21 protein-coding genes are annotated in these 26233 nt (G+C 72.3%); 12 read left to right on the top strand and 9 right to left on the bottom strand.

Features of this window, described 5'->3' with window-relative positions; translation table 11 throughout:
* The first annotated feature begins 73 nt into the window (after positions 1-73).
* Entirely contained in the window at positions 74-1981 is a 1908-nt protein-coding gene (locus VFW79_RS13010) for an adenylyl cyclase (RefSeq protein WP_329677715.1), read from the top strand.
* Positions 1982-2076: 95 nt separating this feature from the next.
* Here the strand turns inward: VFW79_RS13010 and VFW79_RS13005 are convergent, their stop codons facing one another.
* On the bottom strand, positions 2077-3066 hold the full coding sequence (locus VFW79_RS13005) for a LacI family DNA-binding transcriptional regulator (RefSeq protein ID WP_329677714.1): 990 nt from the start codon (positions 3064-3066) through the stop codon (positions 2077-2079).
* A 48-nt stretch (positions 3067-3114) separates the two neighbouring features.
* On the opposite strand from VFW79_RS13005, the gene VFW79_RS13000 reads away from it, so the two are divergent.
* Positions 3115-4173: a sensor domain-containing diguanylate cyclase gene (locus VFW79_RS13000; protein ID WP_329677713.1), complete on the top strand. Its 1059-nt coding sequence runs from the start codon at positions 3115-3117 to the stop codon at positions 4171-4173.
* Between the two features lie 18 nt (positions 4174-4191).
* Here the strand turns inward: VFW79_RS13000 and VFW79_RS12995 are convergent, their stop codons facing one another.
* On the bottom strand, positions 4192-4803 hold the full coding sequence (locus tag VFW79_RS12995) for a DUF5317 family protein (protein ID WP_329677712.1): 612 nt from the start codon (positions 4801-4803) through the stop codon (positions 4192-4194).
* A gap of 2 nt (positions 4804-4805) precedes the next feature.
* On the bottom strand, positions 4806-6752 hold the full coding sequence (locus tag VFW79_RS12990; protein ID WP_329677711.1) for a putative bifunctional diguanylate cyclase/phosphodiesterase: 1947 nt from the start codon (positions 6750-6752) through the stop codon (positions 4806-4808).
* 486 nt (positions 6753-7238) lie between these two features.
* Here VFW79_RS12990 and VFW79_RS12985 point away from each other — a divergent pair, with 486 nt between their 5' ends.
* From VFW79_RS12985 to VFW79_RS12975, 3 genes are all read left to right on the top strand, one after another.
* Positions 7239-8483 (top strand): MFS transporter, encoded by a 1245-nt coding sequence (locus tag VFW79_RS12985; protein ID WP_329677710.1) that lies wholly within the window; start codon positions 7239-7241, stop codon positions 8481-8483.
* Positions 8484-8492: 9 nt separating this feature from the next.
* A complete protein-coding gene (locus VFW79_RS12980; RefSeq protein ID WP_329677709.1) occupies positions 8493-9155 on the top strand; it encodes a hypothetical protein in 663 nt (220 codons plus the stop codon).
* Positions 9156-9228: 73 nt separating this feature from the next.
* A complete protein-coding gene (locus VFW79_RS12975; protein ID WP_329677708.1) occupies positions 9229-9624 on the top strand; it encodes a VOC family protein in 396 nt (131 codons plus the stop codon).
* 97 nt (positions 9625-9721) lie between these two features.
* On the opposite strand, the gene VFW79_RS12970 is transcribed toward VFW79_RS12975, so the two are convergent.
* Complete coding sequence (locus tag VFW79_RS12970; RefSeq protein WP_329677707.1) at positions 9722-10480, bottom strand: SDR family oxidoreductase; 759 nt, start codon at positions 10478-10480, stop codon at positions 9722-9724.
* A gap of 249 nt (positions 10481-10729) precedes the next feature.
* On the opposite strand from VFW79_RS12970, the gene VFW79_RS12965 reads away from it, so the two are divergent.
* Genes VFW79_RS12965 through VFW79_RS12955 form a run of 3 tightly spaced genes read left to right on the top strand, consistent with a single transcriptional unit; the run spans position 10730 to position 12314 of the window.
* Positions 10730-11197 carry a CrcB family protein gene (locus VFW79_RS12965; RefSeq protein WP_329677706.1) on the top strand — a complete coding sequence of 156 codons (468 nt, stop codon included), beginning with the start codon at positions 10730-10732 and terminating at the stop codon, positions 11195-11197.
* Positions 11194-11565: a CrcB family protein gene (locus tag VFW79_RS12960; protein ID WP_329677705.1), complete on the top strand. Its 372-nt coding sequence runs from the start codon at positions 11194-11196 to the stop codon at positions 11563-11565. The genes VFW79_RS12965 and VFW79_RS12960 overlap by 4 nt, the downstream gene beginning before the upstream one ends.
* Positions 11562-12314: a 2,3-bisphosphoglycerate-dependent phosphoglycerate mutase gene (locus tag VFW79_RS12955; RefSeq protein ID WP_329677704.1), complete on the top strand. Its 753-nt coding sequence runs from the start codon at positions 11562-11564 to the stop codon at positions 12312-12314. The genes VFW79_RS12960 and VFW79_RS12955 overlap by 4 nt, the downstream gene beginning before the upstream one ends.
* A gap of 9 nt (positions 12315-12323) precedes the next feature.
* Here the strand turns inward: VFW79_RS12955 and VFW79_RS12950 are convergent, their stop codons facing one another.
* The gene (locus VFW79_RS12950; protein WP_329677703.1) at positions 12324-13142 is read right to left on the bottom strand and encodes an SDR family NAD(P)-dependent oxidoreductase; all 819 of its coding nucleotides are present in this window, start codon (positions 13140-13142) and stop codon (positions 12324-12326) included.
* 583 nt (positions 13143-13725) lie between these two features.
* Between VFW79_RS12950 and VFW79_RS12945 the strand changes: the two genes are divergently transcribed.
* Complete coding sequence (locus tag VFW79_RS12945) at positions 13726-14241, top strand: mycothiol transferase (RefSeq protein ID WP_329677702.1); 516 nt, start codon at positions 13726-13728, stop codon at positions 14239-14241.
* On the opposite strand, the gene VFW79_RS12940 is transcribed toward VFW79_RS12945, so the two are convergent.
* Positions 14219-15109, bottom strand: a complete 891-nt coding sequence (locus VFW79_RS12940) for a D-hexose-6-phosphate mutarotase (RefSeq protein WP_329677701.1) — start codon at positions 15107-15109, stop codon at positions 14219-14221. The two genes, VFW79_RS12945 and VFW79_RS12940, sit on opposite strands and share 23 nt — an antisense overlap.
* 146 nt (positions 15110-15255) lie before the next feature.
* On the opposite strand from VFW79_RS12940, the gene hrpB reads away from it, so the two are divergent.
* Positions 15256-17778 (top strand): ATP-dependent helicase HrpB, encoded by a 2523-nt coding sequence (gene hrpB, locus VFW79_RS12935; RefSeq protein ID WP_329677700.1) that lies wholly within the window; start codon positions 15256-15258, stop codon positions 17776-17778.
* A gap of 37 nt (positions 17779-17815) precedes the next feature.
* Here the strand turns inward: hrpB and VFW79_RS12930 are convergent, their stop codons facing one another.
* Positions 17816-18712, bottom strand: coding sequence for a CHAD domain-containing protein (locus VFW79_RS12930; protein WP_329677699.1), 897 nt, complete (start codon positions 18710-18712; stop codon positions 17816-17818).
* 53 nt (positions 18713-18765) lie between these two features.
* Here VFW79_RS12930 and VFW79_RS12925 point away from each other — a divergent pair, with 53 nt between their 5' ends.
* Both VFW79_RS12925 and VFW79_RS12920 read left to right on the top strand, forming a co-directional pair.
* Positions 18766-22668 carry a Pls/PosA family non-ribosomal peptide synthetase gene (locus VFW79_RS12925; RefSeq protein ID WP_329677698.1) on the top strand — a complete coding sequence of 1301 codons (3903 nt, stop codon included), beginning with the start codon at positions 18766-18768 and terminating at the stop codon, positions 22666-22668.
* Positions 22638-23984: a M1 family metallopeptidase gene (locus tag VFW79_RS12920; RefSeq protein WP_329677697.1), complete on the top strand. Its 1347-nt coding sequence runs from the start codon at positions 22638-22640 to the stop codon at positions 23982-23984. Before VFW79_RS12925 ends, VFW79_RS12920 begins: the two co-directional genes overlap by 31 nt.
* Here VFW79_RS12920 and VFW79_RS12915 read toward each other — a convergent pair.
* Together VFW79_RS12915 and VFW79_RS12910 are read right to left on the bottom strand one after the other, a co-directional pair.
* A complete protein-coding gene (locus VFW79_RS12915) occupies positions 23906-24697 on the bottom strand; it encodes a 4'-phosphopantetheinyl transferase family protein (protein WP_329677696.1) in 792 nt (263 codons plus the stop codon). The two genes, VFW79_RS12920 and VFW79_RS12915, sit on opposite strands and share 79 nt — an antisense overlap.
* Before the next feature lie 4 nt (positions 24698-24701).
* Positions 24702-26180, bottom strand: a complete 1479-nt coding sequence (locus VFW79_RS12910) for an SDR family NAD(P)-dependent oxidoreductase (RefSeq protein WP_329677695.1) — start codon at positions 26178-26180, stop codon at positions 24702-24704.
* Positions 26181-26233 lie beyond the last annotated feature (53 nt).

Here is a 26233-nt window from a genome sequence, read left to right as displayed (position 1 = left end):
TCCCTAGTCTGGGTGCTGCCTGATTGACACGAGTCACCAGTGCATTTCACCTCAATGGGGAGGCCTGAATCGCATGAGATCGTTACCCACCCCGACCCTTGGCGCCGGCGCCGAGAGCCATGGCACCTGGCGGCCCGGCCGACGACGTCGTGGCCGCACCCTTGCCCTGGGAGTCGCTCTCGCGACGGCTCTCACCGGCGGCATCGCGACCGCGGCAGGCGCGACGAACCCACCCGCGACGAGCGCCACCGAGCCGGACCTCGGCCCGAACGTCGTCGTCTTCGACCCCAGCATGCCGGTGAGCCAGATCCAGGCGACCGTCGACGCGGTCAACGCCGAGCAGATCGACGCCGAGATGGGGACGGGTCGGCACGCGCTGCTGTTCAAGCCGGGCGTGTACGGCACGGCCACCGCGCCGCTGCAGATCAAGGTCGGCTACTACACCGAGGTGGCCGGCCTCGGCGCGTCCCCGACCGACGTCGTCATCAACGGCAAGATCGAGGTCTACAACCGCTGCCTCGACGACGGCGGCACCAGCAACTGCCTGGCCCTCGTGAACTTCTGGCGCACCCTGTCGAACCTCACGCTCAACATCAACGGCACCGGTCAGGACGGCTGTCGAGCCTCAGCCGACTTCTGGGCCGTGTCTCAAGCCGTCTCCATGCGGCGACTGAACATCACCGGCGGGAACCTCTCGCTGATGGACTACTGCACCGCCGGCCCCCAGTACGCGAGCGGTGGATTCATCGCGGACACCAAGAGCGGCTTCGTCATCAACGGGTCGCAGCAGCAGTGGATCACGCGTAACAGTGACATCGGCGGATGGTCCAACGGCGTCTGGAACGCCGTCTTCGCCGGCGTCGTCGGCGCCCCGACGGATGAGGCGTTCCCGAACCCGCCGTACACGACGCTCGACACGACCCCTGTGAGCCGTGAGAAGCCGTTCCTGTTCGTCGACGGAAGCGGCCGGTACAACGTCTACGTGCCGTCGGCGCAGCAGAACAGCCGTGGGGTCACGTGGGCGAACGGTCAGACCCCGGGACGATCGATCCCGATCTCCAAGTTCTATGTCGTGAAGCCGTCCGACTCGGTGCAGGTCATCAACAACCAGCTCGCCCGCGGCCGCAACCTGCTGCTCACCCCGGGCGTCTACGACGTCTCCAGGTCCATCGCCGTCAAGCGCGCCGACACGGTGGTGCTGGGGCTCGGCCACGCGACCCTGACGGCCGTCGGCGGTGCGACTCCCGTGACGGTGGCCGACGTTCCCGGGGTGATCCTTGCCGGCCTCACGATCGACGCAGGTGATGTCAGCTCGCCCGTCCTGCTGCGCATCGGCACGAATAACGGCCGCGAGGCGACCAGGGCCTCCGACGCGCTCAACCCGACCACGCTCAGTGATGTCTACTTCCGGGTGGGCGGTCCGCACGTCGGCAAGGCGGACGTCAGTCTCGAGGTCAACAGCGACAACGTGCTGATCGACCACCTCTGGGCCTGGCGCGCGGACCACGGCGTCGCCGGCTCGGTCGGTTGGGACGTCAGCACCGGCCGCAACGGCGTCGTCGTCAACGGCGACAACGTGACCGCGACCGGTCTCTTCGTCGAGCACTACCAGCAGTACAACGTCCTGTGGAACGGCGAGAACGGTCGCACGGTGTTCTTCCAGAACGAGCTGCCGTACGACCCGCCGAACCAGGCGGCGTGGCAGCACGACGGCGTCCTGGGCTGGGCAGCGTACAAGGTGGCCGACGACGTCACGACCCACGAGCTGTGGGGCGGCGGCGCGTACATCTTCACGAACGTCGACCCGACGATCCACGCTGCGCGTGGCTTCGAGGTCCCGGTGGCGCCGGGCGTCCGGCTGCACCACGTCCTGACGGTCAACCTGAGTGCCGGGACGATCGACCATGTGGTGAACGACACGGGTGCTCCGGTCGACAACACCACCACCGGGACGCCGAGCTTCGTCACCAGCTTCCCGTGACGGACGACGACGACTGAACGGCGTATCACGGGCCTGGGGGTCGGGGCGAGCTCGCTCCGGCCCCCAGCGCTGTCAACGGGAACGTGCGGCGACGCTCACGTCGAGTCGCGCGCGACGACGTCGAGGACATCGGCGGGGAACGTCGGCGGCAGGGTGTGGCCGTCGATTGCCGCGAGGACCGCCGAGGCGAGATACCGCGCCTGGGCGTCGACGCCCTGAGACACCGTGGTCAACGCGGGAAGCGCGAGCCGCGCGGCCGGGATGTCGTCCACGCCGATGACGGCCACGTCCGCGGGCACGCTCACCCCCTCGGCGCGCAGGCCCGCGAGAACCGCGAGTGCCACCTCGTCGTTGTAGGCGGCCACGGCCGTCACCGGGATGCCTGCCGCGCGCCATCCCCGGACAGCGAGCGCGGCCGACCGCACGTCGAGGTCGACGGGCGCCACGAGCGGCTCCGGGAACCCGCGGTCCGCGCACTCGAGGCGCACACCCGCGAGCCGGCCGTCGGCGAAGTCCGCGAGCCGGGGATCGGTGGGCGTGGCGTACGCGATCACGCGGTGGCCGCGGGTGGCGAGGTGCTGCACCTGGAGGCGGCCGATCGCAGCCTGGGAGACCGAGTGGGCGACGGGGTCGCGGGGGTCCTGCTCGAGCGCCGTGCCGACCACCTGGATGCCTGCCTGGCGCATCGACTGCTCGTCCTCGGGGGCGAAGGTGGTGAAGCCGACGACGGCGCGGGGAGTCACCGCCCGCCACAGCTCGGACAGCGGCCGGTTGCCGCGACCGTGGTGGACGAGCACCGTCAGGCCGCGCTCGGCGAGCTGACGCGCAAGGTGGTCGAGCAACGTGTCGATGACCGGACCGATCGGCCAGTTCGGCAGCACGCAGAGCACGAGGTCGCTCTTGCCCCGACGCAGCGTCCGCGCCGCCGCCGACGGCGAGTAACCGAGCCGGACCGCAGCGGCGCGGACGCGCTGGCGCGTCGCCTCGGAGATCACCACGCCCTCCTTGGCGTTGAGCACATAGCTGACCGTGGTCCGCGAGACCCCGCTCTCTCGAGCGACGTCGGCACTGGTCACGCCCGGCACGGGTACCTCCCTCGGCAGCCACGACTTCCCGGTCCACACCCTAATCTCGTGCCAGTCGCCCGGCAGTCACGCTCTGGTCGCCCGGTTGTCGGCAGGGGTGATTTCTCGCCCCACGACCTGATCAGCCCACGCGCGGTGAGGACTGGGTCCCTTAGCGTGACGACTTGTGACGATCTTCCAGGCCGGGCGCCCGTGAGCGAGGCGCCGGCCCACGCTGCGTTGCTGGACGCCATGAGCGACGGCATGTACGTCGTCGAGCCGTCCAGGCGCATCACCTACTGGAACCGCGCCGCGGAGGCGATCTCGGGCTTCTCCGCCGACCAGATGGTGGGCGGGTGGTGCGGGGACGGCCGTCTCAACCATGTCAACGAACGCGGCGTCGAGCTGTGCGGTGCGGGCTGCCCTCTGGTCGCGACGATGACGGACGGACGCACCCGGTCGGTCAGGGTCTTCCTGCACCACCGTGAGGGGCACGTCCGACCCGTCCACGTGACCGCCGTCGCACTCCGCGCCGAGGACGGCACGATCAGCGGCGCGGTCGAGACCTTCCGGGACGACTCCGACCACAGGGAGCTGGAGCAGGACCTGCGCGACGCCGAGCACCTCGCGCTGATCGATCCACTCACAGGTGTCGGCAACCGTCGATCCCTCGACCGGTGCCTGAGCCTTCGGCTCTCCGAGTGGCGACGTGACGGCGCGCGCTTCGCCGCGCTGGTGATCGACGTCGACCGGTTCAAGCAGACCAACGACACCCTTGGGCACGACGCGGGCGACGCCGTGCTCACCGTGCTCGCCCGCAGCCTCGTCCATACCGTCAGAGCCGGTGACCAGGTCGTGCGGACGGGTGGCGACGAGTTCGCGGTGATCACGGGTCCGATCACCGACGACGAGCTGCGCTCGCTCACGGAGCGTCTTCATGTCGTGGCCGCGAACAGCCGCTACGGCGACGTCTCACCCCTGCGGATCACGGTGTCGATCGGCGCTGCCATGGTCGGCGTCGACGATGACGCCGCAGCGCTCATGCGCCACGCGGACCGCCAGCTGCTCAGGGCGAAGCGCGCGGGCCGCAAGCGAGGCGTCGCCGAGGACGACGCCTCGACGGCCTGATCGCTGCTCACCGCACACTCACGCCGGGGGTGGGGCAGACCCGTCGGGCTCGGCGGGCGACGACAGCCGGCCGACGTCCGACGTGTGGCTCGCGCCGACGCGCTGGCTCGGTGTGCGGCCGAGCCGACAGGTGCCGGTCCAGACCACGAGCACGACGCCGACCGCGATGAGCACGTCGCCCACGCTGAAGGTGTTCGCGAGCGGCAGCGGCGCCGGCCACGCGAACACGTCGCCCAGCCAGGGCAGGACCGGGTGCGCGACGACGGCGGAGTTGGCGAACGCCATGTGGTTGTCGAGCGCGGCCGCGGAGACGGCGCCCGCGGAGGCCGGCAGCACCCCGCCGTTGAGCGCGATCGTGAGGCCGTTCGACGCTGCCCCCGCCGCGACGACCGCGATGTGGGGGAGCGTGCGGTTCACCCAGAGGAAGCCGACGACGACGACGTAGGTCAGCACGTGCAGCACCGGCGCGACCACCCCAGGCAGCGGGACCTCGACGGCGACCACCTGCAGTCCCAGGGTCACCCAGACCAGGAGCGGCCAACGCCACGCGTGCAGCAGCAGCCCGGCGGGCCACCGACCGACGAGCAGGGGCGAGACGAGTCCGAGGACGCAGACGGCGAGCAGCAGCACGGTCAGAGTGTCGCCGCGGGGCGAGAGGCCGCCAGCGATCGTTCGTCGTCGAGGCGCAGGAGGATCTGGTCGGGCGTGGTCGGGCGACCCAGGTGGTAGCCCTGACCCACGCCGCAGCCGAGGGCGCGCAGGGCGACGGCCGTCTCCTCGTCCTCGATTCCTTCGGCGATCACCCGCAGGCCGAGGTCCAGGGCAAGGGCGATCGTCGACCGGACGATGATGAAGTCGTGGGTGTCGCGGCCCATGTCGACGACGAACGACTTGTCGATCTTGAGCTCGTCGACCTCGAGAGTCTTGAGATAGCTGAGCGAGGCATGGCCCGTTCCGTAGTCGTCGACCGCGATCGCGACCCCGAGCTCGCGGAGCGTGCCGATGACCGCGTCGACCCGCGCCGGGTCCGCAAGGATGCCGGTCTCCGTCACCTCGAGCACCAGCATCGCGGGAGGGATCCCGTGCCGCGTGAGCGCCTCGGCGACCTGCCGTGGCAGTGCAAGGTCGGACAGGTGCCGGGCGGAGAGGTTGACGGCCATGCGCAGCTCGTGGCCCGCTGTGCGCAGCGCGGCCAGCTGGCCCAGCGCCGCGTCGAGCACGAAGGCTGTCAGCTCGGCGATCATGCCGGAGTTCTCCGCGAGAGGGATGAAGCTCTCCGGCGGGACGGCCCCGCGGGTCGGGTGCTGCCAGCGGATGAGCGCTTCGAGGCCGACCATCCGCCTGCTGATCAGGCTCACCTGAGGCTGGTACGCGACGTCGAGCTGGCCGGTGTCGAGGGCGGTACGCAGGTCGGCCAGCAGCTGCAGACGCTCGAGCGTGTTGACGTCGTACTCGGGCGAGTAGGTGCTGATGCGGTCCCGGTCGAGCTTCGCCTGGTAGAGCGCGATGTCCGCGTTCTTCATCAACGCCTCGGCGTCGTCGCCGTGCTCCGGGGCGACCGCGACGCCGGCGCTCGCCCGCACGAGCAGCTCGACCTCGCCCACCCGCATCGGTGCCTCGAGCGAGGCGAGCAGCGCTTGCGCGACCGTCTGGGTGGCCGCCAGGTCGCCGTCGACCACGACGGCGAACTCGTCGCCACCGAGCCGACTGGCGAGGTCGTCATCGCCGAGCGCGAGCACGAGGCGCTCTGCCACCTGCTGCAGGAGCCTGTCGCCGACAGGGTGACCCAAGGTGTCGTTGATGTCCTTGAAGTGGTCGAGGTCGAGCAGGACGAGGCCCGGACCGCTCGACGCCGTGCGGTGGGCGGCTGCGAAGGTGTGCTCGAGCTGGGTGTAGAGCCGGTCCCGGTTGCTCAGGCCGGTCAGCGAGTCGTGCGACGCCTCGTGTCCGTGGCGGATCGCCGCGGCCGTGGTCCAGTGGACGACGACGACGGGCGCACACAGGAGCGCAAGAACGGCCACCCCGTCCTTGGCGACGGTAGCCGCGACCGCGCCGATGCACAGCAGCACCACCTGCGTCGCGGCGTGAAAGCGTGCGTCCTCGCGAACGACGGTGAGCAGCGGCTGGGGCGTCGCGATCGCGACCACGATGGCCACGAGGAACAGGTTGACGACGACCATCGCAAGCCCGCCTGCCAACAACGGGCCGACGTCGCGCGCCTCGACCGTCGAAGGACCACCGAAGAACGGGCGATGCGCCAGGCCCGAGTAGACGGCTCGGGCGGCGACGAGACTGAGGACGTACTGAGCGGAGTTGAAGGCCGACTTCTTCGGCGTGCGACGGTTGATGAGGTCGTCAGCCAGGCTTGCGACGGCCTGAGCCAGGACGGCTACCCCGACGCCCGCGACTGCGACGAGGGCGAGGACGAACGGACCCGACGTGGACACGGTGCCGGACGACCTGCCGCTCCGCGAGATGAGGAGCGGCTTCGTCTCGCCTACGACAGTGGCAACTGCCAGGAAGCCGATCGGCCACCAGGCGCCCTGCGCGACCGCCGACCACGGTGTCTGTGCGACCACGCCGACCAAGGCCGCCAGACCCAGACCGCACACCGCTGCGACGTAGGCGCCGAGCAGCGAAGGCGGGGCCGCGGGCGTGCCCGCAGCCCCGCCTTCGCGAGGCTGAGCAGTTACCACTTAAACCCGGCGCCGGCCAGCGCGGCGACGGCGACGATCGTGCCGGCGGAGGCTGCGATGCGGATGATCGTGCTGTTCTTCGCGATGCGCCACTTGTCCATGATGGTTCTCTCTCTCTGGTTGCCGGGCGGCGGTCGCGGCGGATGCCGCCCCTGCCACTCTCCACGAACCCGAACCCACGGGGCACCTGCGAGTGCGCTCGCCATTCACTGATGTGATCGGCCGACAGGGGCGCGGCCTTGAGTCATCGTTTCGTGTCGAGGGGGTCCGGGTCTACGGGCCGCGCCGAACACGTTGTCCTGAATGTGCTGTTCACGAGGCCTCGACGGGCTGGCGGCCGACAGCCGATCACACGGCACAATGGTGGTGATGACCTCCTCCGAGCCACCGCAGCGACCCGAGGTGGAGCTGCGTGAGGTTGCCCGCGGGGTCTATGCCCCGGCCCTGGTCTTCGAGATCGGCGTCGGCGCGATCATGCCGATCATCCCGCTCTCGGCGGTCGCTCTCGGTGCGAACCTCGCGGCTGCTGGACTGCTGGTGGCACTGCTGGGTGTCGGGCAGATCGTGGGGGACGTGCCAGCCGGGGTCCTTGCGGCCCGCATCGGCGACCGGCGGGCCATGCTCGTCGCCGCGGCACTCTCCGTGCTCGCGCTCACCGGCTGCGCGCTCGCGCCCAACATGTGGGTGCTCGGCGCGGGCGTGGTCTGCGTCGGAGCGACCAACGCCGTCTTCACGCTGGCCCGCCAGTCGTATCTCACCGAGGTCATCCCGGTCCTGAAGCGCGCCCGGGCGCTCTCGACGCTCGGCGGCGTCCAGCGCATCGGCGCCTTCATCGGGCCGTTCATCGGCGCGGGTGTCGTGCACCTGGTGGCCCTGAACGGCGTCTACTGGCTCGCAGTCCTCACGAGCCTCGTCGCCGGGCTCGTCGTGCTCGTGGTCCCCGACGTCGCCGGGGCCGAGGCGGTCCGACGTCGCCACGCTGCCGTCACCGTGCCGATGCGCACCGTGCTGCGCCAGAACGCCCGGGTCTTCCTGACCCTCGGGTTCGCGGTCATGGCAGTCGGCGCCGTCCGGGCCAGCCGCCAGGTCGTGCTGCCCCTGTGGTCGGAACAGCTCGGATTCAGTCCTGCCACGACCAGCATCGTCTTCGGCATCTCCGGAGCGGTGGACATGCTGCTGTTCTACCCGGCCGGCAGGGTCATGGACCGTCGCGGCCGGCTCTGGGTCGCGATCCCGTCGATGGTGGTTCTCGGCTGCGCGATCCTCGCGCTGCCCATGACCACCACCCTCGCCGGTGTGACGGTCGCGGCGATGGTCATGGGGCTCGGCAACGGCATCGGTGCGGGGATCCTCATGACGCTGGGCGCCGACGTCGCCCCCGCTGCGGTGCGGCCGCAGTTCCTCGGGATCTGGCGCTTGTTCTCCGACGCAGGAGTGGCGGGCGGCCCGCTCGTGGTCGCCGCCGGAGCCGCGCTGGGGAGCCTTGCGGCGGGGATCGCCGCCATGGGTGCGGTCGGGCTGCTGGCGGCAGGAGGCCTCGCTCGGTGGGTGCCGCGGTGGTCCGACCACGCCAATGCGACAACCCGCCGACGCGCAGCCGAGCGGGAGTCGTAGCCTGCTGTCGTGTCGCAAGGGATGACTGTCGTCGAGCGGGTTGCCGGGTGCTGCGGGGAGCTCGTGCTGCTCCGAGGTGAGGGGCACCACGAGATCGTGGCGAACGGTGTCTTCTTGATGGACACCCGCGGTGGCGCCTCCGAGCGTCTCCATGTGACCGCAGCAGCCGACCGGATGCCACAGCCGGGTCGGATGCTCATCGGCGGGCTGGGTGTGGGCTTCTCGCTCGCTGCGGCGCTCGCCCACCCGGGCGTCGGCGAGGTGCACGTCGTCGAACGGGAGGCCGCAGTGCTGCGGTGGAACCGCGGCCCGCTCGCCTCGGTGAACGGAGACGCGCTGCGTGACCCACGCGTGCACGCGTACGAGGCCGACGTGGTCCCGTGGCTGGTCGGGGCGCCTGCGGGCTCGCTCGATGCGATCTGTCTCGACGTCGACAACGGGCCCGAGTGGCTCGTGACGCCGGGCAACGGGTGGCTGTACGCGGACGACGGCCTGCGCACCGCCACGCGCGTGCTGTCTCCTGGCGGGGTCCTGGCGATCTGGAGCGCAGCGCCCGTGCCTGCCTTCGTCGCGCGGATGAGGGAGCACTTCACCGACGTGGCGGTCGCCGAGGTCTCTGCCGCGAGGGGCGAGCCGGATGTCGTCGTCGTAGGTCGTTCGCCGTCCCGTTGACCTTCCGGCAGGGTCGGACTTAGGTTACCCTTGCCGACCAGTCGATGGTCGCCTGGTCCGCAGTGGAGGAGCCATGCTCTCCGAGTTCACACCGGTGCCCACCCTCGCGGTCCGGGACCTCGAGAAGGCACGTACCTTCTACGAGGACGTCCTCGGATTCACACAGGTCGGTGATGCGCCCGACGGGGTCATGTACCGAGCCGGTTCGAGCCACATCCTCGTCTACCCCTCGGCCTACGCCGGCACCAACAAGGGGACGGCTGTGTCGTTCGAGGTCCCCGGGGGCCAGTTCGACGCCGAGGTCGCGGCGCTGCGAGCGAGCGGCCTGGAGTTCCAGACGTTCGAGCTCCCCGGCGCGTCGTGGGTGGACGGCGTCGCGACGTCCGACGGGATGAAGGCCGTGTGGTTCGCCGACCCTGACGGGAACATCCTCAACGTCGAGACGTCACTCGAGGCCGCGCCGGTCTGACGCGCCTCGGGTTCCGGCCCGACGAGGTACATCTCAGCAGCAGGCGGCGCCGCCCCCGGAGGTGAGGGAGCGGCGCCGTCCTGCGCGATAGGGCGGCTCAGGCCGTGGCCCATCCGCCGTCGGCACTGACGACCGCGCCGTTGACGTTGGACGCCTCGTCGGACGCGAGCCAGGAGATGACCGTCGCGATCTCGTCGGGGTCGGCCATGCGCGACATCGTCGCCATGGACAGCTGGGCGCGCTCCATGGCCCACGGCACGAGCGGGTTGGAGGTGGCGCCGATCGCGGTCATCACGCCGCCGGGGAGGACGGCGTTGGACCGGATCCCCTTGCCCCCGTAGTAGTACGCGACGCTTTTAACGAGGCCGATGACCGCGTGCTTGGAGGTCGTGTACGCCACCCCGGACGCACCGGCTCCGAGCGACGCCTTCGACGCGACCGTGACGATCGCGCCGTGACCTGCAGCCTCCATGGCCGGGATGACCGCTCGCGTCAGGCGCATCACACCGGTGACGTTGACGCCCATCACACGCTCCCAGAGCGCATCCTCGAGCTCGCCGAGCGGCACGAAGTGGTCCATGATCCCGGCGACGTTCGCCAGGATGTCGACCCGCGGACCGGCCGCCGCGACGACGCGGTCGACGTCGTCCTGGCGGCTGACGTCGGCGACGACGAGCTGCGCCGTCTTGCCGGCCTCGGCCAGCAGCTGCTCGGTCTCGCTCAGAGCCGCGGCGTTGACGTCGCAGCCGATGATGGTGGCGCCCTCCTGTGCGAGTCGCAGGACGGTGGCGCGGCCGATGCCGTTCGCCGCTCCGGTGACGATGGCGACCTTGCCCTGGTGACGGGTTGTGTCCATAACTGATCTCTCCGTCGAGTGCAGTGGACGTGCTGTCTCTCGGACGATACGCGCTGGTGAGGAGCAGGATCTCTGGCCGAAGGTCCCGAGCGCGTCGTCGCGCTGCCGGAGTGGGTCGCGGCCTCGTCGGCAGGTCCGGGCGGCGTAGAGTGACGCCGCCCAAGAGTGCCGGTGCGGCTGGAGACGTGCGATGAACAGATCACGGCTGCACGGCCGGCATGGCGGCGTCAGGCCACGCAGGAGCGGGGGATGAGGCCCGCCCACCACCTGAACCCCCGGCTCGTCGCGCTCGTTGCGCTCGGTGGCATGGTCGGCACGACCGGCCGTTACCTGCTGAGCGAGGCGCTGCCCAGCCACGGCGGCTGGCCGGTCGCGACGTTCGTCGCCAACGTGGTCGGCTCCTTCCTGCTCGGCGCCCTGCTTGAGGCGCTCCTGCGGCGCGGAACCGAGAACCCGCGGCGTCGCGCGGTGCGCCTCGGCCTCGGCACCGGCGTCTTGGGTGGCTTCACGACCTTCAGCAGCCTCGCGATCGAGCTCGAACGCTTGCTCTCTCACGACGCGCTGCTCACCGCGGCGACGTACGCGGTGTCGACCCTGACGTGCGGGCTGCTCGCGTGCCTGCTCGGCGTCGTGGTGTCGGCACGGCACGACCGGCGACGTCGGGCATGCGGCCCCGACGGTGCCGTCCGACCGGCGTCCGGGGGCACGGACCGATGACCCTCCTGCTCGTGGCGCTGCTCGGCGGGCTCGGTGCGGCGACCCGGTTCATCGTCGACGGGCTGATCCGTGGGCGTTGGAGCCGGGTCTTCCCGCTCGCGACCGTCCTGATCAACGTCTCGGGGTCGGCACTCCTCGGGCTCCTGGCGGGCGCTCTGGCGTACCACTCCCTGTCGACGACCGTCTACCTGGTGGCAGCCGTCGGGTTCTGCGGCGGCTACACGACCTTCTCGACCGCGATGGTCGAGACGGTCCGCTTGGCGCAGTCGGGGGACTACCGCCGGGCCGTCGCCAATGCGCTGGGGACGCTGCTCCTGGCGGTGGCCGCCGCCGCGCTGGGGGTGCTCGTCATGTGGCTGCTCGCATGACGGCCCGGTCCGGGGCCCTCGTCGTCGTGCGCCACGGAGAGAGCACGCTGAACGCAGCCCGACGTTTCACCGGCCGGATGGACGTGGACCTCTCGGTCGCGGGGGTCGACCAGGCGCGCGCAGCAGCAGCCCTGATGCGGGACACCGACGTGGTGCCCGACGTGCTGATCAGCTCGCCGATGCTCCGCGCACGACGGACCGCCGAGGTGATCCGCGCCGAGCTCGGGCTGACGGCCGTGCCGCTGGAGCTGTCGTGGCGCCTCGTTGAGCGCGACTACGGGTGCCTGACGGGCATGGCCAAGCACCACGCGCGTGAGCTGCTCGGCCCCGAGGGCTTCATGAGCATGCGTCGGACCTTGCACGGCACCCCGCCGCCCGCCGCGCCCGGCACGGTCGTGACGTCGGACTGTTACGCGGAGCCGGGGGCCGAGCTCTCGCCGGCCGGGGCGGGGGAGTCGCTGCACGACGTCATCGCCCGGGTCGCGCCGTGGTGGGCCGACACCCTCCCTGCGCTTCGTCGCGGCGGCACGGTCCTCGTCGTCGCGCACGGCAACAGCCTGCGGGCCCTGTGCGCGCTGATCGACGACCTCGACGAGCACGAGGTCCAGGACCTCAACCTCCCGCCGGGGCACCCCCTCGTGTACGACGTCGCGCCCGACGGTCAGGCCACCCCGCGCGGCGGACGGTACCTCGACCCGCCGAGCGCACGTCGGGCTGCCGAGGAGATCGCCGGCGAGGGCGGGACGTGACGAGCGTGGCTAGCCGACCATCGCGGCGCTGCGGTCCCACAGCTCGCGCGCGAGGTCGACGTCGTACGCCTGCGTGTTCGCTTTCGCGACCTTGCGCTTGACGTAGTACTCCCCGGAGACCCAGTCCGCGCCCGGCTCCGTCGACGCGAGCCAGACCAACGTGTCGGCGCCCTTCTCCGGGGAGATCAGGACGCGCCGCAGCACCGTGGTGTAGACGATCCGCATCGGGCTGGTCGAGTCGGCCGCGAAGTTGGTCGCGACCCCGCCGGGGTGGAACGACGCCGTGGCGAGGCCGTGCGCCGCGTAGCGCGTGTGCAGCTCCCTCGTGAACAGGATGTTCGCGAGCTTCGAGTCGCCGTACGCCTTGTTCGGCGAGTACTTCCCTCGGGCGTCGAGATCGTCGATCTCGAGGTGGCCGAACGCCGAGTTGGCCACGCTCGACGTGGTGATGACGCGGGCGTTCGACTCGATCAGCCGGTCGAGGAGGAGCGTGGTCAGCAGGAACGGTGCGAGGTGGTTGACCTGAAAGGTCTTCTCGTGCCCGTCGACGGTGTCCGTGCGCTCGCCCATGATGCCGCCGGCGTTGTTGGCGAGGACGTCGATCCGGGGGTACGCCTCGAGCAGTCTGTCGGCCAGCTCGCGCACGTCGTCGAGCCGGGCGAAATCGGCGAGGAACGTCTCGGCGCCGAGCTCGGCCGCGACAGCCCGGGTCTTCTCAGCCGAGCGCCCGACGACGACGACCCGGCCGCCGCTGCGGGCCAGCTCGCGTGCCGCGGCTGCCCCGATCCCGTCGCTCGCGCCGGTGATGACGATGGTGCGTTCGGACATCGGTGTTCTCCCCGCGTCGAGCCGGGCCCCGCGAGCACGGCGGGGCCATGGAGAGGGTATGCCCGGCACCCGTGGACGCCGCGTACGTCCGGTCAGCTGCCGGTGATGGTCAGCCAGAGGCCGACAACACCGGCGACCAGCATGATCGCTGTCGTCCTCCAGCCGAGTGTTGCCGCGAGCTTGCCGTTGCGGTACCGGCCCATGAGCTGCCGGTCCCGCGAGATGAGAGCGGGAGCGTGACCGGCGCGGTCCAGAGCATGCCGGTGCCGAACGTGGCCCCCGCCTGCGCGTAGGTCGCCACGCCCGACGGGTCGTCGTCCGACGCCCCGGTGACCAGGCCCGGTCCGAGCACGTCGAGGAACCGGCGGACAGGCGAGCGGTGGACCTCGTCGGTGGACGGGCCGGAGGTCGTCGCGGTCACGGGACTCCTTCGATCGTTGCCGACATCTCGCTGCGTCGGGACGCTACAAGCGGTGCAGACGGCTCGCGAGTCGAGGGCGTGAGCGCGGACGGCCGACATGCGGGCACGCGACGGACCGGACTAGCGTGCTGACGTCCGCGCGTCGTCCACGAAGGGGTCGTCATGACATCGGCTGAGCTACTGGTAGACGCGTTCGGTCGCATCCGTGAGGTGGTGGAGGCGGCGGTCGACGGGCTGTCGCCCGAGCAGCTCGCGGAGCGCCCCGAGGGTCGCGGCAACTCGGTCGCGTGGCTCGTGTGGCACCTCACGCGCGTGCAGGACGACCACGTCGCGGACGCGTTCGGCACCGAGCAGATCTGGACGACCGCAGGGTGGCACGAGCGGCTCGCGCTGCCGTTCGGCCCGGCGGAGACCGGCTACCGGCACACCTCCGACAAGGTCGCAGCGGTGCGCGTCCCCGCCGAGCTTCTGACCGGCTACCACCGGGCGGTTCACGAGCGGACCGTCGCCCTGGTGGGACAGGTCGTGGACGCGGACCTCGGACGCATCGTCGATGTGCGGTGGGACCCGCCCGTGACACTCGGTGTCCGGCTCGTCAGCGTGATCGCCGACGACCTGCAGCATGCGGGTCAGGCCGCGTACGTGCGCGGGCTCCTCACGGGGTCGACAGCCCGCTGACCTCGAGCCGCGCCGACATCGTGTGGCTCTGGTCGGGCTCGAGCAGCACGCTGTCGTCGCGCACGTTGCACGTCTCGACGCAGACCATCCCGGTCCACTCGTCGTCGCCGAAGTCGGCCATCGCCCGGGCGTTGTCGAGCCACGGGTTCCAGACCACGGTCGTGGCCGACCCGTCCTTGGCGATGGCGATGGCGCGCGCGCCGGCCTCGTCGCGCACGGTGGTCGGCGCGGTGGTCGCGAGGTAGATGCGGTCGGTGGGGCCCGTGAAGCGCACCGGTCCGGGCTCGCCGGGCAGGGGGTCGGGGCCGGACGGCCGGTCGACGTAGTCCGTCCCCTCGAGCCCGGTGACCTCGGTCGAACGGACGTCGCCGACGGCGAGGTACGTGTGGAGAGCCTCCTCGAAGGCGAACTCCGTGGTGTCGCGGTTCACGACCTCCAGCGTCATCGACAGCCGCACGCCGACGACGACGGTGAACGTCGCCTCGAACAGGTAGGGCCAGGCCGACGCCCGCGTCGCCTCGCTGTCGGTGAGGCGGAGCCGGACGACGACCTCGTCGCCCTGCTCCTCGGCGTCGACGAGCTCCCAGTCGGACAGGCGGGCGAAGCCGTGCTGCGGGGCCTCGGGGTGGCCGGCGCGTGCGCCGAACCACGGGAAGCAGATCGGCACGCCGCCACGGATGGCCGAGCCCTCGTCGAAACGGCTCTCGGCGCTCAGCCACACGACGGGCTGCTGCCCCTGCGGCACCCAGCTGGTCACGTGGGCGCCGTGGAGGTAGATCTCCGCGGTCGATGCGGGTGCGGTCACGCGCACGAGGGGCAGCCCGCCCTGTCCGGTCTCGAGGCGCACGCTGGGGGGCAGGGTCGACATGTCGTCTCCGTCGGTCATTCGGTGGTCGTCTTCGGTCGCGGTCACCCTGGGTCGGGCGCAGGCTCCAGGTTCCTCTTCCGGCGGCCGCGGCGCACGTCGCCGCCAGGGCGGTCACTCGTGCATGCGCGAGGCGGCACACTTCAGGTGTGGCCGACGACGCGATCCGCACACTGCTGGCCGCCCCGCCGGACCTCCCGGTGGTCGCCGGGCTGCCCGCGCTCACCGCCGCCGTCGCTTCCCGGGGACTCACGGTCGTGCAGGCTCCGCCGGGAACCGGGAAGACGACGATGGTGCCGCCTGCCCTCGCGGCGCTCGTCGAGGGGCGCGTCGTCGTGACCCAGCCGCGGCGCATCGCGGTCCGCGCGGCCGCGCGCAGGCTCGCGCAGCTGCTCGGCGAGCCGGTCGGGGCAAGCGTGGGGTACGCCGTCCGGGGCGAGCACCGCAGCAGCCGAGCCACCCGGATCGAGTTCGTCACGACAGGCGTCCTGCTGCGTCGGTTGCAGCGTGACGCCGACCTGCCCGGCGTCGACACCGTCGTGCTCGACGAGTGCCACGAGCGCGCGCTCGACGGCGACCTGGCGCTCGCGCTGCTGGTGGACGTGCGCACCCACCTGCGTCCCGACCTGACGCTGGTCGCGATGTCCGCGACGGTCGAGGCGGCACGGACAGCGGACCTGCTCGGGGGCGCCGAACCGGCTCCCGTGGTCGCGGTGACGAGCGCCCTGCACCCCGTGGCTCTGCTGTGGTGCCCGCCGCCCGGACGGGTCGCGCGGACCGACGAGCGCGGGGTCACCCCCGGGTTCCTCGACCACGTGGCGGCCTGCACGCGCCGGGCGCTCGCCGAGTGCTCAGGGGACGTCCTGGTGTTCGTGCCGGGCGCGGGTGAGGTCAACGGCGTCGCGCGCCGACTCGCCGGGATCGATGCCGACGTCCGCCCGCTGCACGGACGACTGTCGCACCGGGACCAGGACCTGGCGCTGACGGCGGGTCCACGCCGCCGGGTCGTCGTCTCGACCGCCGTGGCCGAGTCGTCGTTGACGGTGCCCGGGGTGCGGGTCGTCGTGGATGCCGGCTTCTCACGGGAGCCGCGCACCGACCATCGACGCGGTCTTGCCGGGCTCGTCACCGTCGGGGTGAGCCGGGCGGCCGCCGAGCAGCGTGCGGGCCGTGCGGGCCGCGAAGGTCCCGGAGCGGTCTACCGGTGCTGGTCGCCGGCCGAGCATGCGCGGCTGCGCGAGCACCCCGAGCCTGAGATCAAGACGGCTGACCTCACGGCCTTCGCGCTCGACCTCGCGTGCTGGGGGAGCCCCGACGGCGCGGGCCTCGCGCTCATGGACCCGCCGCCCGAGGCCGCGCTCGCCGCAGCGCGCAGCACCCTGGTCGGGCTCGGCGCGGTGGACGCGGACGGTCGGGTCACCGAGCGCGGGCGGCGGATCGCGGGGATCGCGGCCGACCCGAGGCTCGCACGCGCGCTCCTGGACGCGTCGGAGGTCGTCGGACCGGACCGCGCCGCGGAGGTCGTCGCCCTGCTCGCGGACGACGTGCGCGCTCCCGGCGGGGACCTCGTCGCGGCGTTGCGGGCCCTGCGGCGAGGCAGCTCCGACACCGCGGCCTGGGTCGCCCAGACGCAGCGGCTACGGGCCGCCCTGCCGCCCGGCGCCCGGGCGCCCGCGGGTGGCGGTCACCTGACCGACGACCTCGCCGTCGGGCTCGTCGTGGCGTTGGCCCACCCCGACCGCATCGCACGCCGGCGTCCGAACGGCTCGACCTACCTGATGGCGTCGGGGACCGGCGCGTCCCTCCCAGCGGAGGCGTCGCCGTTGGCCGGTTTCACCTGGCTGGCGATCGCGGATGCGGACCGCGGGGCTGGACGACGCGACGCGACGGTCCGCTCCGCAGCACCGCTCGACGAGTCGCTCGCGATCGAGGCGGCCCCGTCGTTGCTCACGGACGAGGACAGCGTCTCCTGGGTCGACGGGCAGGTCGTCGCGCGGCGCACCCGGCGTCTCGGCGCGATCGAGCTGTCGTCCGCAGCGATCACCGACCCGTCGCGCGCGCTCGTGGCCGCCGCGGTCCGTGCGGGCCTTGCCCGTGACGGCCTCGCGCTGCTGCCGTGGTCGGCCACGGCGACGAGCCTGCGGCGCCGGATGGCGTTCCTCCGTGCGACGTTCGGCCCGCCGTGGCCCGACGTGTCGGACGACGCGTTGCTGTCCGACGTCGACGGCTGGCTCGGCCCGGACCTCGCGCGGATCCGCGGTGCGCGTGACCTGCAGCGCGTCGACGTCACGTCGGCCCTGCGCCGGATGCTGCCGTGGCCGCAGGCGGGGCGCCTCGACGAGCTCGCACCCGAGCGGGTCGTGGTCCCGAGCGGCGCGGGCGTGCACGTCGACTACGAACCGGACCAGCCCGTGCTCGCGGTGCGGGTCCAGGAGGTGTTCGGCTGGCGGGCGACGCCCCGGATCGCGGACGGTCGCGTCCCGCTGCTGCTGCACCTCCTCTCGCCGGCTCGGCGTCCCGTCGCGGTGACCGCCGACCTGGCGTCGTTCTGGCGCACGGGCTACCCGCAGGTGCGGGGCGAGCTGAGCCGCCGCTACCCACGGCATGCGTGGCCGGACGACCCGCTGACCGCGATCGCGGTCCGGGGCGCTCGGCGGCCGCGCGACGCGTGACATGCGCGTGCCGTTCGACGGCGCCGCACTCGTGCCGTCAGCGCTCGAGCCGACGCGCCGCCCGAGCGATGCGCCGCCAGGCGGCTCTCGTCGTCGCGGTGTCGGTGCGAGCAGCCGCCTGCTCGCGTGCGTGCAGGAGACCCACGGTGAACGTGTCCTCTCCGGCGGCGCGCTGCGCGTTCGCGAGCCGGATCAGGTACTGGCGTGCGACGACGCTGTCCTGATGCTCGCCGAGCAGGTCCTGGACGCCGTGCGCCGCCTCGGCAAGCTCGTCCGCGGGGCGACCGAGGACTTCTGCAGCCGACTCCGCCGCGTAGTGGAGCCGTTTGGCCTTCTTGCGCGCCTCGTGGAGGGCGACGTCCTGGTCCGGCGCCGACATGTCCGCCCGGGTGGCACGCACCGCGCGACGCGCGAGCCGCACGTCCGCGCGCAGGGCACGCCGAACGGATCGCGCGGCACTGCGCTCGGGAGTGTCCGACGGTGTGCCGACTGTCGTGAGCGCGTCGAGGTCGCGGAGCAGGTGCGAGTAACGGGCTGAGCTGAGCGCCTCGGCCGCGGCTTCCTGCCCGCGGCGCGCATCGGCGTCGAGCGCGGAACGGATGCGGTCACCGACGGGCCCGACGACGAGATCGTCCGGGGTGTCGGCGAGCTCCCCGAGGAGGCGGGCGCGCATCACCTGCGCGTCGCGCGCCGGGCTGAGCGCGGACCCGAGCCACCGCAGCTCCTCGGTGAGCCCGCGAGCCTCCGTGGGAGGCAGAAGCCTGCGGTAGGACGTCAGCGTGGAGCGCAGCCGACGCGCAGCGATGCGGACGTCGTGGATCGCGTCGGGCTCGCCCGCGCGGACATCGGCGTCGGCCGCCCGGAGCTCGTCGATCTGGCGCCGCAGCAGCGTCGCCGCGAACATGGACGAGCCCGGGCGCGCGGAGACCGACATGGGACCATCATGGGCACCTGACAGCGGCGCGCCAACCACGAGGGGCTCTTGACGTGAGCGAACCCATCGCCGACGCCGATCTCGAGCGGATCTACCACCGGTCCGCGGCCGCAGCAGCGGAGCGGACCCTCAGCGACATCCTCCACGCGACAGCCCGCGGGAACGGTGACGCGCTCGCGATCGACGACGGCTCGGTCGCGCTCACGTACGCCGAGCTGGCCGCGGCGGTCACCGCGAAGGCCGCCGAGCTGGCCGCAGTCGGGATTCGACGAGGCGATCGGGTGGGCATCCGCATCCCGTCCGGCACGGTCGAGCTCTACGTGGCGATCCTGGGCGTGCTCGAGGCGGGCGCGGCCTACGTCCCGGTCGATGCCGACGACCCTGACGAACGCGCCCGGACGGTGTTCGCCGAGGCGGACGTCGTGGCAATCCTCATCGGCGAGGGAGAGATCGTCCATCGCCGACCCGTCGTCCAGACCGCCGGGCGTCGGCTGGTGAGACGGCCCACGCCCGAGGACGACGCGTGGGTCATCTTCACGTCGGGCTCGACCGGGATGCCCAAGGGGGTCGCGGTGAGTCACCGGTCGGCGGCTGCATTCGTCGATGCTGAGTCCCGGCTGTTCCTGACCGGGCGACCGCTCGGACCGGGCGACCGGGTCCTCGCCGGGCTCTCGGTCGCGTTCGATGCGTCGTGCGAGGAGATGTGGCTCGCGTGGGCGCACGGCGCGTGCCTCGTCCCGGCGCCCCGAGCGCTCGTACGGACCGGGATGGACCTCGGACCGTGGCTCGCGGTGCAGGGGATCACGGTGATCTCGACCGTGCCCACCCTGGCGGGGCTGTGGCGCCCGGAGGACCTCACGGGCGTCCGGCTCCTCGTCTTCGGCGGCGAGGCGTGCCCCCCTGAGCTGGCCGCACGGCTCGCGATGCCGGGCCGCGAGGTCTGGAACACCTACGGGCCGACCGAGACCACGGTCGTGGCGTGCGCGACGCGGCTGACGGGCGAGGCCCCGGTGCGCATCGGCGTGCCACTCGACGGCTGGGACCTGACGGTCGTCGACGGCGCCGGCCGCGTCGTCGAGGCGGGCGAGATCGGCGAGCTCGTCATCGGCGGGGTTGGTGTGGCCCGCTACCTCGACCCGCTGCGGGACGCGGAGAAGTTCGCGGCGCTCCCGGCGCTCGGGTGGCAGCGCGCGTACCGCACCGGTGACCTGGTCCGGTACGACGCGGCGGGACTGGTCTTCGTCGGCCGAGCCGACGACCAGGTCAAGCTCGGCGGACGACGTATCGAGCTGGGCGAGGTCGACGCGGCCCTGCTGGCCCTGCCGGGCATCGCCGGTGCCGCGGCCGCCGTCCGTTCCACTGCGGCCGGCCATCAGGTGCTCGTGGGCTACCTCGCGCCGGCCCAGGACGTCGAGCTCGACCTGGCGGCGCTCCGGACCCTGCTGCAGGAGCGCCTCCCCGCGCCGCTCGTGCCGCTGCTCGCGCCCGTCGGGTCGATCCCGACACGGGGTTCCGGCAAGGTCGACCGCGACGCGCTGCCCTGGCCGCTCGAACGCCTCGAGAGCGAGGACCTTGCCCCGGCTGCCCTCGTCGGTGCAGCGGGCTGGCTGGCCGAGCAGTGGACCCGCACGCTGGGCGTCGCTGTCCAGGGCCCCGACGCCGACTTCTTCGCCGACGGTGGGGGGAGCCTGTCGGCCGCCCAGCTCGTGTCTGCTCTGCGTGAGCGCTACCCGAACGTCACTGTCGCGGACGTCTACGAGAACCCGAACCTCGGCGCGCTGGCCCAGCGGCTCGAGGAGCTCGAGCCGACGACGTCGGGCGAGTCGCGCAGCGTCATGCCGACGCCGCGTCGGGCCCAGGTCGTCCAGTCACTCGCGGCGGTGCCGCTGCACGCCGTGATCGGCCTGCGCTGGCTCACCTGGCTCGCCGTGGTCGACAACGTGCTCGCGGCAACCGGGAGCGTCCCCTGGGTCTCGCCCGTGTCATGGTGGTGGGTGCTGGCCGGCTGGCTCGTCCTCGTCACGCCGCTCGGCCGCATGGGGATGACGATCCTGGTCGCCCGCACCCTGCTCCGGACGGTGAAGCCGGGTCGGTACCCCCGCGGCGGCAGCATGCACCTGCGTCTGTGGTTCACCGAGAGCTTCGCCGCGGCGGCGGGCGCCGACAACCTCGCCGGTGCCCCGTGGGTCAGCACGTACGCGCGCGCGCTCGGAGCAAAGATCGGTCGGCACGTCGACCTCCACTCGTTGCCACCCGTGACGGGACTTCTCACGCTCGGCAAGGGCTGCTCGATCGAGCCCGAGGTCGATCTGACGGGTCACTGGCTCGACGGCGACGTGCTGCACATCGGCAAGGTCCGGGTCGATGCGCGCGCGACGGTGGGGTCGCGCAGCGTTCTCGCGCCCGGGATCCGCGTCGGCCAGGGCGCCGAGATCCCCGCCGGGTCGGCCGTGCTCGTCTCGGTGCCGCCGGGGGAGCGGTGGACCGGGTCGCCCGCGACCTTCGCCGGGCCCGCACGGCACGACTGGCCGCACCGCCGCGCGCCCCGCGCGCCCGGATGGGTGGCCGTCTACGGTCTGACCGCGGTCGTGCTCGGCGCTCTTCCTCTGGTCGCAGGTGCGTGCGGCCTGGCCGTCGTCGGTCTGGGGGTGCGCGGCTCGGCAACACTCGGCGGAGCGGCCCGCGGCGCGTTGGCGTGGGTGCCGGCCGGGGCCGTGGTGATGTTCGTCGTCCTGGCCGTGCTCACGCTCGTCTGCGTGCGCCTTCTCGGAATCCGGCTGAGCGAGGGCCATCACCCTGTCCGCAGCCGGGTGGGATGGCAGGTCTGGGCGACCGAACGCCTCATGGACGACGCCCGCACCTGGTTGTTCCCGCTCTACTCGAGCCTCGCGACCCCCACCTGGCTGCGCTCGCTCGGTGCCACCGTCGGGCGCGGCGTCGAGGCGTCGACGGTACTGCTGCTCCCGCGGATGACCACGATCGGCGACGGTGCGTTCCTCGCCGACGACACGCTCATCGGGTCCTACGAGCTCGGCCGCGGCTGGCTGCGGATCGACCGGGCGAAGGTCGGCAAGCGGGCGTTCCTCGGCAACTCGGGGATGACCGCGGCGGGTCGGGCGGTTCCGAAGCGCGGCCTCGTCGCGGTCCTCTCGGCGACACCGGAACATGCCAAGTCCGGAACGTCGTGGCTCGGGTCGCCGCCCGTTCGGCTGCGCCGCGCGCCGACGACGTCGGACGAACGGCTGACGTTCGCGCCGTCGGTGCGGCTGCGGGTCGCGCGTGCGGTGGTCGAGGCGCTACGCGTGATCCCGGTGGTGACCACGGTGGGCATCGGCGTGGCGCTGCTCGGATCGTTGCAGGCCGTGCTCGATGCGTGGGGCGGGCTCGCAGCAGGCCTGCTCGCCGGCCCGCTCGCGATCGCAGCGGCAGCGCTGGGGTGCACCCTGGCGACACTCGCCAAATGGGTCCTCGTCGGGCGCGTCCGGGTGGGGGAGCACCCGTTGTGGAGCTCGTTCGTGTGGCGCAACGAGCTCGCTGACACCTTCGTGGAGACCGTGGCGGTGCCATGGTTCGCGCGCACGGCTCTCGGCACCCCGGCTCTCACTCTGTGGCTGCGGAGCCTCGGGGCCCGGATCGGCCGCGGCGTGTGGTGCGAGACGATCTGGCTTCCCGAGGCGGACCTCGTCGCACTGGGGGACGGCGCGACCGTCAACCGCGGGTGCGTGCTGCAGACGCACCTCTTCCATGATCGGATCATGAGCATGGACACCGTGACGCTGGCAGCGGGCGCCACGCTCGGACCGCACGGTGTCATCCTGCCGGCCGCGTCGATCGGCGCCGGAGCGACCGTGGGGCCGGCCGCCCTGGTCCTGCGCGGCGACGAGCTTCCCGCGGGCAGCCGGTGGACGGGCAACCCGGTCGCGCCATGGCCTGCGCCCGTTCGGCGTTCGCGATGACGGTCGACCCCTACGTGCCGGGGCACGGCAACCCGGGCTTCGCGGTGAGCCGCTACGAGCTCGACCTGGACTACCGCGTCGCGAGCAACCGCCTCGTCGCCACGGCGCGGCTGCACGTCACGGCGACGGAGCCGCTCACCCGGTTCAGCCTCGACCTGGCCGGGCTGCGCGTGAACAAGGTCATGGTCAACGGCCGTCGGCCGAGCCGGTACGTCCACCGCACCGGGAAGCTGCAGATCGTGCTCGAGGCGGCCGTCGGCGCCGGCACCGGCCTGGTCGTCGATGTGGACTACTCCGGACAGCCGCTGCCGATCGTCGGGCTCTGGGGTGAGGTGGGCTGGGAGGAGCTTGCGGACGGTGTGATCGTCGCCGGTCAGCCCGATGGTGCACCGTCGTGGTTCCCGTGCGACGACCACCCAGGCGACAAGGCGAGCTTCCGGACGACCGTCACCACGGACGTCGGCTACACGGTCGTCGCGAACGGCACGCAGACCTCGCGAACCGCGCTGGCGAGCCGGGTCCGGTGGGTGTTCGACCAGCCCGAACCCACCGCGACGTACCTGGCGACGGTGCAGATCGGTCGCTACGAGCCGGTGCGGATGAGCGGTGGCCCGGTCCGCCAACGGGCGTTCGTGCCGGCTCAGCTGGCGCAGAGGTTCCGCCACGACTTCGGCCGCCAGAAGGAGATGCTGGCGCTCTTCGTCGAGATGTTCGGTCCGTACCCGTTCGCCGAGTACACGGTCGTCGTCACTGCGGACGACCTCGAGATCCCGCTCGAAGCCCAGGGGATGTCCGTCTTCGGCGCGAACCACCTCGACGGCCGCCGTGGGCAGGAACGGCTCGTCGCCCATGAGCTCGCGCACCAGTGGTTCGGCAACAGCGTGACGGTCGGGCGCTGGCAGGACATCTGGCTGCACGAGGGTTTCGCGTGCTACGCCGAGTGGCTCTGGTCCGAGCGCACCGGGGGGCCCACTGCCTCGGCGATGGCGCGCAAGGCGTGGTGGGACCTCCGTGGGCAACCGCAGGACATCCTTGTGGGCGACCCCGGTCCGGACCGCATGTTCGACGACCGCATCTACCGGCGCGGTGCGCTGACGCTGCACTCGATCCGGACCGTGGTCGGCGACGTCGCCTTCTTCGACACGCTACGGTCCTGGACCCGGACGCACGCCCACGGCACCGTGAGCACGCAGGACTTCGTCGACTGCGCGGCACGCTTCACGGCCGAGCCGCTGCATCACCTGTTCGACGGGTGGCTGTTCCGAACCGAGCTGCCACCGCTGGTCAGCGAGCGCACGTCGAGCTCGACAACGTGAACCTCGAGGGGCCCGCCCGAGCCCGTCCGGACGGCGACCGCGCACGCGAGGCCCGCTGCGAGCTCGACGTCCGCGAGCTGCCAGCTGCCTGCGTCGTCACCCGATGAGGGGTCGAGGACGCGTGGCGGCTCGTGCGGCGCGCTGACCACGACGCAGCGAGGATCGACGGCGAGGCCGAGGCCCGTGGCCTTCAGCACCGCCTCCTTGCGCACCCACGTCCGCGCGCGTGCGCCCGGATCGTGCCCCGCGTGGGCGGCCATCTCGGCATCCGACAGCGTCACAGCCTCGAACCCGTCGAACCGGGCGGCTCCCGCAGGCTCGACATCCACGCCGACCGGTCCGGCCGCCGTGACCGCGACCACGACGACGTCGTCCGCATGGGCCACGCTGACGTGGGGCGGCGCCGGGGTTGCGGGCGTCGACGCGACGAACGGCTTGCCGTGATCCGTCGCTCCGCACAGGGCGCACGCGCGGCGGACGACGACGTCGTCGGCGGCCGCGCCGGTCCAGGTGCTGACGGCCGCCCGGAGCAGCACGCTCGCCGACGCGGAGCGGTCACGGTCCCCGCTGCGGCGCAGACGGCCGAGCCGTGCGTGATCGTCAGCCGGCAGGGCGAGAAGCTCGGCCGCCACCGTTCGAGCCCAGGTGATCGCCACCAGCTGCGAGGGTCGGCTCGGGATCGAGTCGTGCCCCGACCCCAGCGGTCGCGTCACGGGTTCACCAGGCCGAGCGGGCGTAGTCCTTCAGGAAGCAGCCGAACAGGTCCTCGCCGGCCTCGCCGCGCACGATCGGGTCGTACACCCGCGCGGCGCCGTCGACGAGGTCGAGGGGCGCGTGGAACCCCTCCTCGGCGAGCCGGACCTTCGTCGGGTGCGGCCGCTCGTCGGTGATCCAGCCGGTGTCGACGCTGGTCATGAGGATGCCGTGCTCGGCGAGCTCGGTCGCGCTCGTCCGGGTGAGCATGTTGAGCGCAGCCTTCGCCATGTTCGTGTGCGGGTGCCCGGGACCCTTGTAGCCGCGGCCGAAGACCCCCTCCATCGCCGAGACGTTGACGATGTACGCCCGCCGCCCGCTCGACGCGGCCATGGCCCGGCGCAGCCGGCTGACCAGGATGAACGGCGCCGTCTGGTTGCACAGCTGCACCTCGAGCAGCTCCATCGCGTCGACCTGCTCGACAGTCGCGACCCAGCTGTTGGACTCGGCCGTGTCAGGGACGAGGCCGCCGGCGTCGATCGACGTGCCCGCGAGCAGCCGCTCGAGCGAAGCCGACTCGGCCGTGAGCGCGAGCTGGGAGACGTCGGCGCCCGGCCCGAACGTGGGGCTCGTCAGCGCCGAGACCGAACCGGCGAGCGCCCTCGGGTGGGCATCGGACGAGTGGCCGAGCGTGAGGACCTTCGGCAGCGGACCGGCCGGCAGGGGCTGCTGCTCGGCGTCGACCAGCGGGGCGTACGAGCCCGGGGAGCGGCGCACGGTCTGCGCCGCGTTGTTGATCAGGATGTCGAGCGGGCCAGCCGCGGCCACCGCGTCGGCGAGCGCGACGACCTGGGCCGGGTCCCGCAGGTCGATCCCGACGATGGTCAGCCGGTCGAGCCACTGCTCGGAGTCGGGCATCGCGGCGAACCGGCGGGCGGCGTCGCGGGGGAACCTCGTGGTGATCGTCGTGTGCGCACCGTCTCGGAGCAGCCGCAGCGCGATGTACATGCCGATCTTGGCTCGGCCGCCGGTCAGCAGCGCGCGCTTGCCGGTCAGGTCGGTGCGGGCGTCCCGCTTCGCGCGGTTGAGCGCCGCGCACGACGGGCAGAGCTGGTGGTAGAACGCGTCGACGTGGGTGTACAGCTCCTTGCAGATGTAGCACGGCCGCGGCTTGAGCAGGGTGCCCGCGGTGGCGCCCGGCACGCTGGCGACGAGGGTGATGCCCTGCGTCTCGTCGTCGATCCGGCCGGGACTGCCGGTCGCCGTGGCGTGCACGACGGCGCGGTCGGCCGTGCTGATCGCGTCGCGACGTTCGGTCCGGCGCTGCTTCTTCGCGGACTTGAACAGCTGCGACGTGGCACGGCGCGCCACCGCGAGCTGGGGGTGGTCCGACGGGAGCTGTCCGACCTCGTCGATCACCCGGAGGAAGACCGCGAGGTCCGCGGGGTCGACACCATCGCCGGGATCCGTCGCCTGAGCGTCGTCGGTCTGGGTTGCCGTCATGAGTGCTGCCGTCCTGCCGTGATGCCGCCGCGGTCCGGTCGGTGACCCCGATC

This window comes from Cellulomonas sp. (assembly GCF_036279715.1).
In the GTDB taxonomy this organism is placed as follows: domain Bacteria; phylum Actinomycetota; class Actinomycetes; order Actinomycetales; family Cellulomonadaceae; genus Cellulomonas_A.
This window is presented reverse-complemented; position numbering and strand designations above follow the sequence as displayed.